Genomic DNA, 13168 nt, shown 5'->3' on the forward strand with positions numbered 1-13168 from the left:
GGCACCGGTCCGTCGGACCGGTGCCGCCCCCCTCGTCCGTTCCCCCCGTCCCGCCGGACGGGGCGGTTCTCAGCGGTTGACGTACCCGCCGTCCACCGGCATCACCGTGCCCGTGACGTACGAGGACCGGTCACTGAGCAGCCAGGCCGCGGCCTCGGCCACCTCCTCCGGCGCCGCGGTACGGCCCTGGGGCGTGACCTCGTGGATCGCCTCCTCCAGGCCGGGGTTGCGCGCGTACCAGTCGACCGTGATCTCGCTGCGGGTCGAACCGGGTGCCAGCGCGTTCACCCGGATGCCCTGGCGGGCGTACTCGTCGGCCGCGGCGCGGGTGAAGCCGACCACCGCGTGCTTGGACGCCACGTACGGGGCCGCGGTGGGGATCGCCACCAGGCCGCCCACACTGCTGTTGTTGACGATGGCTCCGCCGCCGCTCGGGAGCATCGCGCCTATCTCGGCGCGCAGGCAGTTCCACAGCCCGCGCACGTTGGTGTCGACGATGGTGTCGTAGACCTCGTCCTCCATCTCGTGGAGGGGCGCCTGGTCCCCGCCGACGCCCGCGTTGTTGAAGGCTCCGTCGAGCCTGCCGTGACGTTCCGTCGCGTGGACGACCGCGCGCCGCGCGTCCTCGGCCCGCGTCACGTCGCACACCACCGAAGAGGCCTTGAGCCCCTTCGCGGTCAGCTCCGCCACGAGGGCGGTGAGTCTCTCCTCACGGCGCGCGGCGAGGACCACCGACGCGCCCTCGCGGGCGAAGAGGTACGCGGCGGCGGCACCGATGCCGCTGCTCGCGCCCGTGACCAGAATGACCTTGTCCCGCAGCAAACCACCCGTATCGCTCATGGCGGAGATGTTCCCATCGGGCGATCCGTGGGCGGCCTTCTTCCCCCAAGGTCAAGGGAAGGTATGTCAGGTCAAGGACGGGTCAAATCCGGAGTCCGGCGGGAAAAGGCGGGTCAAGGACCCGAACGCGGCGGGAAAGGCGGGGTCAAGGACGGGTCGCGACGGAAAGGGCGGAGGGCCGGGCCGGGGCACGTCGTCGGGCCCCGGTCCGGCCCCCGCCTCACGCGCCCGCCGGTTCCCTGCCCGGAGCCGGCGGGAAGTGGCCCACCTCGACGAAGAAGTCGACGTACCGGGCGAAGAGTTCCGCCGTCAGGGGCGGGCAGTCGACGCCGGTCCCCTCCAGGGCCGCGAGGGTCTCCGAGGTGTCGATCGGCGGGTAGAAGCCGTCCGTGTCCGAGGTCATCATCTCGAAGGCGTGCAGCAGCGGCCGCAGCGCGTTGTCGCCGGCGGCGCCCACCCTCTCGTTCCAGCTCCGCCACTCCTCCTCGGCCAGCGGGTACCCGTGGTCCCGCAGGTACTCCACGGACTGCGCGAGGCTCAGCGAGCTCTGGTTGAACAGGTGGAACGTACGGCCGGCCGTCTCCTCCTGCCGGGAGAGGGTGGTGATGGCGGCGCTGACGTAGTCGACCGGCAGCAGGTGGAACCGGCCGCTGGTGCCGGCGGGCACCGCCGCGGACTGGAGGATGCCCTTGAGGCTCAGCCAGACGAAGTCGCGGGTCTGGCAGGCTCCGGTCCGGGTGTCGCCGGAGATCACGTCCACCCGGTAGACGGAGACGGGCAGTCCGCGGTCGCGGGCGGTGCCGATGAGCTGCTCGGCCACCCACTTGCTCTGGAGGTAGCCGCTGGGCAGGGCCTCGGCGGGGCCGGTCGGGTCGGTCGTCCGGAGCGGGACGCCCTCCTCCCGTACCCCGTCGAAGACGCCGACGGTGGACACGTAGTGGACGGGGACCGTGCGGTGACGGGCCGCCAGGCGCAGCACCTCCTCCGTACCGCGGACGTTGGCGTCGCGCAGCGCGGTGTACGGGTGCAGCCAGTGGACGCGGGCGCCGTTGTGGTAGACGGCGTCCACCGTCCGCGCCAGTCCGTCGAACTCCTCCTCGGTGAGACCGAGCCGCTCCTCGGCCAGGTCGCCGAGGACCAGGGAGAGGCGGCTCTCGTCGACCTCGTCCCACAGCCGGTACCACTCCATGTTGGTCCGCAGCCGCTTCCTCGCCTCGTCCTCGTCGTCGCCGCGGACCAGGCAGTGGATCGTCGCCGTCGTCGTCCGCATCAGGTCGCGCAGCAGGAACGCGCCGAGGAAGCCGGTGGCTCCGGTCAGCAGGATCGACGCCGGCTCCGGGGCCGACCGTACGACCTCGTCCGCCGGGCGGATGTCGTCGGCGAGGCGCACCTCGGCCGCGTAGTCCACGGTGGGCAGCGCCGGGGCGGCGTCCGCACCGGGCCCGCCGGCGAGCTGCCCGGAGACGAAGGCGGCGAGGGCGGCGGGGGTGGGGTGGTCGAAGACCAGCGTCGCGGGCAGCTTGGAGCCCGCCAGGGCGCTCAGCCGGTTGCGGAGCTCGACGGAGGTCAGCGAGTCGAAGCCCAGCTTGGTCAGCGGCTGTCCGGCCTGGACGGCGGAGGTGTCGGGGTGGCCGAGGACGGCCGCGGTGAGGACGAGGACCGCGTCCAGGACGGCCTGTTCGCGCTCGGGCCCGTCGAGCCCGGCGACCAGGTCGGCGAGCGAGGCGTCGGCGGCCGTGCCCTCCCCGGCGGCCGCCCGCCGGGCGGGGGCGGGGGCGAGCCCGGTGAGGACCACCGGGATGCGGCCGGGCTGTTCGCGCAGGACGGCGATGTCCAGGGGGGTCGCGACGACGGCCGGGCGTCCGAGGGCGATCGCCCGGTCGAGCAGGGCGGGCCCCTGCTCCTGGGGCACTGGCCGGAATCCGCCGCGGGCGATGCGGCCGAGGTCGGTCTCGCTGAGGTGGCCGCTCATGCCGCCGGACTGCTCCCAGAGTCCCCAGGCGACCGAGGTGGCGGGCAGTCCGTGGGCGTGCCGGTGCTCGGCGAGGGCGTCCAGGAACTGGTTGGCGGCGGCGTAGTTGGACTGGCCGGGTCCGCCGACGACCGCGGCGATGGAGGAGAAGAGGACGAAGGCGGTGAGCTCCTCGCTGCCCCGGGTGAGCCGGTGCAGGTTCCAGGCGGCGTCGACCTTGGGCCGCAGCACGCCGTGCAGTCGCTCGGGGGTGAGGGTGGTGACGAGGCCGTCGTCCAGGACGCCGGCGGCGTGCACGACGCCGGTGAGCGGGAGGTCGGCGGGGATCGTGCCGAGGAGTTCGGCGAGCGCGGTGTGGTCGGCCGTGTCGCAGGCGGCGAGGGTGACCCGGGCGCCCAGGGCGGTCAGCTCGGCGGACAGCTCCTTCGCACCGGCGGCGGCGGGGCCGCTGCGGCTGGTGAGCAGGAGGTGGCGCACGCCGTGGACGGTCACGAGGTGGCGGGCGAAGAGGGCGCCGAGGCTGCCGGTGCCGCCGGTGATCAGGACCGTGCCGTCGGGGTTCCAGGTGGGGGCGGACGCGGCGCCGGGCACGGTGGCGCGGGTGAGGCGGGGCGCGTACGTCTGTCCGGCGCGCAGGGCCGCCTGGGGTTCGCCGGAGGCGGCGAGCGCCGCGATGACGTCGCGGTCCGCGCCGGTGTCGGTGTCCGTCTCGGTGTCCGTGTCGATGAGGACGATGCGGCCGGTGTGCTCCGACTGGGCCGAGCGGAGCAGGCCCCAGACGGCCGCGCCCGCCAGGTCGGTGACGTCCTCGCCCCGGCGCGTGGCGACCGCGCCCGAGGTGACCACCGCGAGCCGGGTCCCCTCCAGGCGTTCGTCGGCCAGCCACTCCCGTACCAGCGCGAGGACCTTCTCCGTGGTGGCGTGGACCGAGCCGGGCAGCGAGCCCGCCGGTTCCGGCCGGGTGCGGAGGACGACGAGGGGGACCGCCCGGCCGACGGCGACGGCCTCGGCCACCTCGGACGGGCTGGTGAAGTCGCCGCCGTCGCCGAGCGTGGCCGGGCGGGTCTCCCCCGCGGCCTCCACGCCCAGGGGCGTCCAGCCCATGTGGAACAGGGCGTCGTCGTGCCGTCCGGCGGCCGTCGCGAACGTGCCGTCGTCGACACCGCGCACCGCCGTCTCCGCGACGAGGGCGACGGGCTGCCCGGCCGGGTCGGCGAGTTCGACGCGCGCGCCGCCGCCGTCGCGCGGAGCGATGCGGACCCGGAGCGAGGTGGCGCCGGTCGCGTAGAGCCGTACGCCGCGCCAGTGCCCGGCGAGCGGGGCCCCGGTCCCCTCCGGTACGGCGGTCAGGAGGGGCCGTACCGCCGCGTCGAGGAGCGCGGGGTGGAGGGTGAAGCCCTCCGCGCCGGGCGCCCGCTCGGGCAGGGCGGCCTCGGCGAAGAGCTCGTCGCCACGGCGCCAGGCCGCGGTGAGGACCTGGAACGACGGCCCGTACGTGAGGCCCGTCCCGGCGAGTCCGGCGTACAGCTCTTCGAGGGCGATCTCCTCGGCGTCGGCGGGCGGCCACGCGACCGGCTCGAACGCCGGGCCCTGGGCGGTGACGCTCAGGACTCCGTGGGCGTGCGCGGTCCAGGGCGCGTCGGCGTCGTCGGGGCGGCCGTGGACGGTGAACGGGCGGCGCCCGGTGGCGTCGGCGGCGTCCACCGTGACCTGGAGCTGGTGGGTGGAGCCGCCGGTGCCGAGGACGAACGGGGCGTCGAGGACGAGCTCGTCGAGGGTCGTCGCCCCCGACTCGTCCCCGGCCCGGACGGCGAGTTCGACCAGGGCGGAGGCCGGGAGGACGGGCGAGCCGAGGGCGATGTGGTCGGCGGTCCACGGGTGGGTGCGGGGGGAGAAGGTGCTGGTGAACACGGTCCGGTCGGCGCCCGCGAGGACGACGGCGGCCCCGAGCAGGGGGTGTCCGGTCGGCCGCATGCCGAGCCCGGCGGCGTCGGGGGCGCCGGCCGCCGCGTCCACCCAGTACCGCTGGTGCTGGAAGGCGTACGTGGGCAGGGGCACCCGGCGGGCGCCGGTGCCGGAGAAGAAGCCCGTCCAGTCGACGGGGACGCCGTGCTGGTGCAGCCGGCCGAGCGCGGCGACGGCCGTGTCGGCCTCGGGCCGGTCGCGGCGCGTCAGGGCGACGGCGGTGGGGACGAGCTCGGCGGCGAGGGCGGAGAGGACGCCGTCCGGGCCGAGTTCCAGGGTGGCGGTGACGCCCTGGGCGACCATCGTCTCGACGGCGTCGGCGAAGCGGACGGTGCCCCGGACCTGGTCGGCCCAGTAGTCGGCGGACCGCAGGTCCGTGCCCGTGGCCACCTTGCCCGTGACCGTGGAGACGACGGCGATACGGGGAGCGGTGTACGTGATGCTCGACGCGACGGCCTTGAACTCGGCCAGCATCGGGTCCATCAGGGGCGAGTGGAAGGCGTGGCTGACCGTCAGTCGACGGGTCCTGCCGCCCAGCTCCTCGATCTTCCGCGCCACTTGGAGAGCCGCCTTCTCGTCTCCCGAGACGACGACCGAGCGGGGGCCGTTGACCGCCGCGATGGCCACCTGGCCGTCGAGGAGCGCGATGACCTCCGCCTCCGTCGCCTCGACCGCGATCATCGCGCCGCCGCGCGGCAGGGCCTGCATCAGACCCGAGCGCGCCACCACCAGACGGACGGCGTCTTCGAGGGAGAACACTCCCGCCACGTGCGCGGCGGCGAGTTCGCCGATCGAGTGGCCCGCGACGAAGTCGGGGCGGACACCCCAGGACTCGACCAGGCGGAACAGGGCGACCTCGACGGCGAACAGCGCCGGCTGGGTCCAGCCCGTCTCGTCCAGGCCCTCGCCCGAGGCGATCACCTCACGCAGCGAACCGTCGAGAGCGGCGTCGAACAGATCGTCCACCTCGTCGAAGGCCGCCGCGAAGACCGGGAAGGACGCGTACAACTCCTGCGCCATCCCCGCCCGCTGCGCACCCTGACCCGTGAAGAGGAAGCCCGTACGGCCTCCGGAACGCTCGCCGCGCACCAGGCCCGGGGCCGTACCGCCCTCCGCCAGCGCGCGCACTCCGGCGAGCAGTTCCTCGCGGTCGCGGCCCGTGACCACCGCGCGGTGGTCGAGCGCCGCCCGGCCCGTCGCCAGGGAGAAGCCCACGTCCAGCGGGGAGAGGCCGGCATCGGCGGTGAGGTGGTCCAGGACGCGGCGGGCCTGCTCCCGCAGGGCGTCCGGCGTCCGGCCCGAGACCGGCCACGGGACCACGGGCGGGGCGTCCGTCCCGGTCGGCGCGGGCTCCTCCGCGGGCGGCTGCTCGATGATGACGTGCGCGTTCGTGCCGCTGACGCCGAAGGCGGAGACGGCGGCCCGGCGGGCGCGTTCGGTGGCCGGCCAGTCGCGGGCCTCGGTGAGCAGCTCGACGGCGCCGGAGTCCCAGTCCGCCATCGGCGTGGGGCTCTCCACGTGCAGGGTGCGGGGCAGGACGCCGTGCTCGATGGCCTGGATCATCTTGATGACGCCGCCGACACCGGCCGCGGCGACGGTGTGCCCGATGTTCGACTTGAGGGAGCCGAGGTAGAGCGGGGTGCCTTCCGGGCGGCCCTGGCCGTAGGTGGCGAGGAGCGCCTGGGCCTCGATCGGGTCGCCGAGCCGGGTGCCGGTGCCGTGGGCCTCCACGACGTCGACGTCGGCGGTGGTCAGGCCCGCGTCGGCGAGGGCCTGGCGGATGACCCGCTCCTGGGAGGGGCCGTTGGGGGCGGTCAGGCCGTTCGAGGCGCCGTCCTGGTTGACGGCGGAGCCACGGATGACGGCGAGCACGCGGTGCCCGTTGCGGCGCGCGTCGGACAGCTTCTCCACGAGGAGCATGCCGACGCCCTCGGACCACGAGGTGCCGTCCGCGTCGGCGGAGAAGGACTTGATGCGGCCGTCGGGGGCCAGGCCGCTCTGCCGGGAGAAGTCGACGAACCCGCCGGGGGTCGCCGTCACCGTGACGCCGCCCGCCAGGGCGAGGTCGGACTCGCCGGTGCGCAGCGACTGGACCGCGAGGTGGAGGGCGACGAGCGAGGAGGAGCAGGCCGTGTCGACGGAGAGGGCGGGGCCTTCCAGGCCGAGGCTGTAGGCGATCCGGCCCGAGGCGACGCTGCTGAGCTTGCTGGTCAGCAGGTAGCCCTCGAACTCCTCGGGCCCGTCGAGGCCGAGGTAGCTCTGCTCGATGATGCCCGCGAAGACGCCCGTACGGCTGCCGCGCAGGGTGTCGGGGTCGATGCCGGCCTGCTCGAACGCCTCCCAGGAGGTCTCCAGGAGGAGGCGCTGCTGCGGGTCCATGGCGAGGGCCTCGCGGGGCGAGATCCCGAAGAAGCCGGCGTCGAAGAGGGCGGCGTCGTGCAGGAACCCCGCCCGGCGGGTGTAGGAGGTGCCGGGGCGGCCCGGGTCGGGGTCGTAGAGGCGCTCCAGGTCCCAGCCGCGGTCGGTGGGGAAGTCGGTGATGGCGTCGGTGCCTTCGGCGACCAGGTGCCACAGGTCGTCGGGTGAGGCCACTCCGCCGGGGAAGCGGCAGGCCATGCCGACGACGGCGATCGGCTCGGACTCGGCCGCCTCGAGCGCGGCGATCTTGCGGTTGGCCTTCTGCAGGTCGACCGTGACCCGCTTCAGGTACTCGACGAGCTTCTCTTCGTTCGACGGATTGGACATCGGGTTCGTGCTCTCCTCGGGCGAAGGCTGAGTGGCGGGGGCCGGTCCGGCGGAAGGGAGCCGGTCCGGCGGAAGGGGGTCGCCGGACCGGCTCCGGGTGGGGTCCGCCGCCGGGGCGGCGGACCGTACCTAGGGGGTGGAGCTGCCGAGTTCGTTGTCGATGAAGCTGAGGAGCTCGTCGACGGAGGCCGACTCGATGGCGTCGGACGCGTCGGGAGCGTCGTCGGTGCCGGGTGCGGCGGTGCCGTCGGTCCCCTCGACGCGGGACAGCAGGGCCCGGAGGCGGGCGGAGACGGCGGACCGGTCCTGGTCGTCCTGGGAGACGGCGGCCAGCTTCCTTTCCACCTGGTCCAGTTCGTCGAGGAGCGCCTGGCGGGGGTCGGGGGCCTGCGGGGCGAGGCGGTCCCGCAGGAGCGCGACGAGGGCCGCCGGGGTGGGGTGGTCGAACACGAGGGTGGCGGGGAGCTTGACGCCGGTGGCGGTGCCGATCCGGTTGCGCAGGTCGACCGCGGTGAGGGAGTCGAAGCCCAGGTCCTGGAAGGCCCGTTCCGGTGCGATGGAGTCGGCGTCGGTGCGGCCGAGGACCGCGGCGACGTCGTCGCGTACGAGGGTGAGGAGCAGTTGTTCCTGCTCCACCTCGCTCAGTTCGGCCAGGCGTGCGGCGAGGTCGGCCGCCGGGTCGGCGGCCTGCTCGACGGGTCCGGACGAGCGGGCGAGGCGGCGGCCGGGGAGGGCGGCGAGCTCGCTCAGGAGCGCGGGGACGCGGGCCTGGGCCCGGACGGCGGACACGCCCACCGGGGTCGCGACGAGCGCGGCCCGGCTGTCGGAGGCGGCCCGGTCGAACAGGGAGAGGCCCTCGACGCGGGCGATCGGCCGGAAGCCGTCGCGGGCGAAGCGGTTGAGGTCGCTCTCGGCCAGGTGGGCGTTGATGCCGCCGAGCTGCCACAGGCCCCAGGCGAGGGAGGTCGCGGGGAGGCCCTGGGCGTGCCGGTGGGCGGCGAGGCCGTCCAGGAAGGCGTTGGCCGCGGCGTAGTTGGCCTGGCCGGGGCCGCCGAGGACGCCCACGGTGGAGGAGAACGTCACGAACGCCTCCAGGTCCAGGTGGCGGGTGAGTTCGTGCAGGTGCCAGGCGGCGTCCGCCTTGGGCCGCAGCACGGCGGCGAGCCTGTCGTCGGTGAGGGCGGGGAGCAGTCCGTTGTCGAGGACGCCCGCGGTGTGCACGACGGCGGTCAGCGGGTGTTCGGCCGGGACGGCCGCGAGGACCCGGGCGAGCGCGTCGCGGTCGGCGGCGTCGACGGCGGCGACGGTGACGTGGGCGCCGATGCCCCGCAGGTCGTCCAGGAGCTGCGGTACGCCGTCGGCCTGGGCGCCGGTGCGGGAGAGCAGGAGGAGCCGGGTGGCGCCGTGTTCGGCGACGAGGTGGCGGGCGAACTCGGCGCCGAGGGTGCCGGTGCCGCCGGTGACGAGGACGGTGCCGTGCTTCCAGACGGGGGGCCGGCCGGTGGGGGTGTCGGTGACGGGGACGCGGCGCAGGCGGGGCAGGAGGGCCGTGCCGTCGCGGAGGGCGGCCTGGGGTTCGCCGGAGGCGAGGAGGGGGGAGAGGGCGCTCGTGCCCGCGCCCGCGTCGGTGCCTGTGCCCGCGTCGGTGCCTGTGCCCGTGTCGGTGCCGAAGTCGGTGTCGGTGTCGGTGTCGACGAGGACGATCCGGTCCGGGGCCTCCGACTGGGCCGAGCGGAGCAGACCCCAGACGGCCGCGCCCGCCAGGTCGGTGACGTCCTCCCGGTCGCCGGTGGCGACCGCGCCGGAGGTGGCCACGACGAGCTTGGTACGCGCGAGCCGCTCGTCGGCCAGCCACTCCCGTACCAGCGCGAGCGCCTTCCGGGTGGCCGTGTGCGTGGCGGTGACCTGGTCGGCGCCGGGTGCCGTGGGGGTCCACGGCAGGAGGACGGCGTCGACGCGGGTGCCGGAGGCGAGGGCGTCGGCGACGGCGGCGGGGGTCGCGTACCTGTTCCCGCCGGTCTCCTGCTTCCCGCCGGTGCCGTTCTGACCGGTGGTGCCGTTCTGGCCGGTGGTGCCGTCCGGGTCCAGGACGGCCCACGCGGGCGGTTCGGTGGGCTCCGGGAGCGCGGTGGGCGTCCAGTCGACGTGGAAGAGCGATTCGCGCCCGGTGCTGTCGCCGCCCACGGCGGCCCTGAACTGCTCGTTGGGGATGTCGCGGAAGACGATGGACTCCACCGAGACGACCAGGTCGCCGGCCGCGTCGGCCAGCTGGAGCGAGAAGGAGTCCTCGTCGATCTCGGTGACCCGCGCCTTGACGGCGGTCGCCCCGGTGGCGTGGAGCCGTACTCCGTACCAGTCGGCGGGGACCGGGACCGTGCCGGCGTCCGGGTCGGCGGGGCGGGTGGGCAGGGCCGCCTGCAGCAGGACCGGGTGGAGCCCGTACCGTCCGGCGTCGGTCTGGAGGCCCTCGGGGAGCTGGATCTCCTTGGTCCGGCCGCCCGTGGCGTCGTCCTTCCAGGCGAGGGAGGCGGCGACCTCGGGCTCCTCGCTGAGGTACCAGCCCTCGGCGTGCATGGTCCAGGGCGCGTCGAAGTCGTCGGGCCGGGAGTACAGGCACAGGCAGTGCCGTCCGGAGTCGTCCGGGGTGCCGGCCCTGACCTGGAGCTGGATGTTGCCCTCCTCCGGGAGGACCAGCGGCACCTGGAGGTTGAGCTCGTCGAGCGCCGGGTGGCCGATCAGGTCGCCCGCGTGGATGGCGAGTTCGACCAGGGCGGAGGCGGGGAGGACGGGCGAGCCGAGGACGACGTGGTCGGCGAGCCACGGGTGGCTCTCCAGGGAGAGCCGGCTCGTGAAGAGGATCTGGTTGAAGCCCGCCACGGTGATGGGCGAGCCGAGGACCGGGTGGCCGGTGGTGCGGGCGCCGGTGCCGTGGGCCTCGGGGACGGGGCGGGACTCGAGCCAGTAGCGGCGGCGCTGGAAGGCGTACGTGGGCAGGGGGACCCGGCGGGCGCCGGTGCCGTCGTACAGGGCCTGCCAGTTCACCGGGACGCCCCGCGTGTACAGCGTTCCGACCGCCGAGAGGAGGGTCGCGGCCTCGTCGCGGCCCCGGCGCAGGGCGGGGACGGCGCCCTCGGCGAGCGCCGAGAGGATGCCGTCGGGGCCGATCTCCAGGTACGAGGTCACGCCCTCGGCGATCATCGTGTCCACGGCGTCGTCGAAGCGGACGGTCCCTCGGACCTGGTCCGCCCAGTAGTCGGCGGACCGCAGGTCATGACCCGCGGCCACCTTGCCGGTGACCGTGGAGACCACGGCGATACGGGGAGCCTCGTACGTGATGCTCGACGCGACGGCCTTGAACTCGGCCAGCATCGGGTCCATCAGCGGCGAGTGGAAGGCGTGGCTGACCGTCAGACGACGGGTCCTGCCGCCCAGCTCCTCCGCCACCTTCCGCGCGAGCTCCAGGACCGCCGCCTCCTCGCCGGAGACGACGACCGAGCGGGGGCCGTTGACCGCCGCGATGGCCACCTGGCCTTCGAGGAGGGCGGTGACCTCGGTCTCCGTCGCCTCGACGGCGACCATCGCGCCGCCCCGGGGCAGCGCCTGCATCAGGGACGCGCGCGCCACCACGAGGCGGACGGCGTCCTTGAGGGAGAAGACGCCGGCCACGTGCGCGGCGGCGAGTTCGCCGATCGAGTGGCCCGCGACGAAGTCGGGGCGGACGCCCCAGGACTCGACCAGACGGAACAGGGCGACCTCGACCGCGAACAGCGCCGGCTGCGTCCAGCCCGTCTCGTCGAGGCCCTCGCCCGAGGCGATCACCTCACGCAGCGAACCGCCCAGACCCGCGTCGAGGAGGGTGGTGACCTCGTCGAAGGCGGCCGCGAAGACCGGGAAGGACGCGTACAGCTCCTGCGCCATCCCGGCCCGCTGGGCGCCCTGGCCGGTGAAGAGGAAGCCGGTACGGCCTCCGGCGCGCTCGCCGTGCACCAGATTGGGGGCCGTGCCGCCCTCCGCCAGCGCGCGCACCGCGGCGAGCAGTTCGCCGCGGTCGCGGCCGGTGACCACCGCGCGGTGGTCGAGCGCCGCCCGGCCGGTCGCCAGGGAGTAGCCGACGTCCAGGGGGGAGACGCCGAGGTCCGCGGTGAGGCGGGCGTTCAGGCGGCGTGCCTGGTCGCGGAGGGCGGTGGCCGTCTTGCCGGAGATGATCCACGGCATGACGGGGAGGGCCACCGCCGGCCGGGGCTGCTCCGTGGCCTCCTCGACCGCGGGTGGCTCCTCGATGATGACGTGGGCGTTGGTGCCGCCGAAGCCGAACGAGGAGACGGCCGCGCGGCGGGGGGCGCCGGTCTCGGGCCACGGCTTGGCCTCGTTGAGGAGGGAGACGGCTCCCGAGTCCCATTCGACGTGGGTGGTCGGCTGATCGCTGTGCAGGGTGCGAGGCATCACGCCGTGCTCCATGGCCTGGATCATCTTGATGACGCCGCCGACACCTGCGGCGGCCTGGGCGTGGGCGATGTTCGACTTGAGGGAGCCGAGGTAGAGCGGCCGGCCCTCGGGGCGGTCCTGGCCGTAGGTGGCGAGGAGCGCCTGCGCTTCGATGGGATCGCCGAGTCGGGTGCCCGTGCCGTGGGCTTCCACGACGTCGACATCGGCGGTGGTCAGGCCCGCTCCGGCGAGGGCCTGGCGGATGACGCGTTCCTGCGCGGGTCCGTTGGGGGCGGTCAGGCCGTTGGAGGCGCCGTCCTGGTTGACGGCGGAGCCACGGATGACGGCGAGCACGCGGTGCCCGTTGCGGCGCGCGTCGGAGAGCTTCTCCACGAGGAGGAGGCCCACGCCCTCGGCCCAGCCGGTGCCGTCCGCCGCCGCGGAGAAGGACTTGCTGCGGCCGTCGGCGGCGAGCCCGCGCAGCCGGGAGAACTCGACGAAGGCGACCGGTGTCGACATGACGGTGACACCGCCCGCCAGGGCGAGGTCGCACTCGCCCCGGCGCAGCGCGTTGGCCGCGAGGTGGAGGGCGACCAGGGAGGAGGAGCAGGCGGTGTCGACGGTGACGGCCGGCCCTTCGAGTCCGTAGGTGTAGGCGACGCGGCCCGAGGCGATGGAGCCCGCGCTGCCGCTGAAGAGGTAGCCCTCGAAGTCCTCCGGGGGGAGGTGGGGGCGCGAGCCGTAGTCGTTGTACATGACGCCGGCGAACACGCCGGTTCTCGTGCCCTTGAGGGAGACCGGGTCGATGCCGGCGCGTTCGAAGGTCTCCCAGGCGGTCTCCAGGAGGAGCCGCTGCTGCGGGTCGGCCGCGAGGGCCTCGCGCGGGGACATCCCGAACAGTTCGGGGTCGAAGAGGTCGGCGTCGTAGAGGAAGCCGCCCTCGCGGGAATAGGAGGTGCCGGTCTTCTCCGGGTCCGGGTCGTAGAGGCGCTCCAGGTCCCAGCCCCGGTCGGTGGGGAAGTAGGAGACGGCGTCGACGCCGTCGGCGACCAGCTGCCACAGGTCCTCGGGGGAGGCGACGCCTCCCGGGTACCGGCAGGCCATGGAGACGATCGCGATCGGCTCCTGCTCCTTGTCCTCGACCTCGCGCAGACGCTTGCGTGCGTCTCGGGCGTCGGCGATGGCCCTCTTGAGGTATTCGCGGAGTTGTACCTCGTCAGC

1 protein-coding gene and 2 pseudogenes are annotated in these 13168 nt (G+C 74.6%); all 3 read right to left on the reverse strand.

Annotated elements, in window-relative coordinates; translation table 11 throughout:
• Nucleotides 1-69: 69 nt before the first annotated feature.
• The gene (locus ABT129_RS34955; protein WP_351909729.1) at nt 70-840 is read right to left on the reverse strand and encodes an SDR family NAD(P)-dependent oxidoreductase; all 771 of its coding nucleotides are present in this window, start codon (nt 838-840) and stop codon (nt 70-72) included.
• Nucleotides 841-1060: 220 nt separating this feature from the next.
• Nucleotides 1061-7510, reverse strand: a pseudogene (locus ABT129_RS34960) (type I polyketide synthase); the annotation flags it as partial.
• 141 nt (nt 7511-7651) lie between these two features.
• Nucleotides 7652-13132, reverse strand: a pseudogene (locus ABT129_RS34965) (type I polyketide synthase); the annotation flags it as partial.
• Nucleotides 13133-13168: the final 36 nt, after the last annotated feature.

Source organism: Streptomyces sp. NPDC002057, from assembly GCF_040296665.1.
Classification (GTDB): Bacteria; Actinomycetota; Actinomycetes; order Streptomycetales; family Streptomycetaceae; genus Streptomyces.

Bases quoted from the DNA above. Each gene is read 5' to 3' on its own strand.
- ABT129_RS34955 (WP_351909729.1), bottom strand. From the start codon at position 840: ATGAGCGATACGGGTGGTTTGCTGCGGGACAAGGTCATTCTGGTCACG.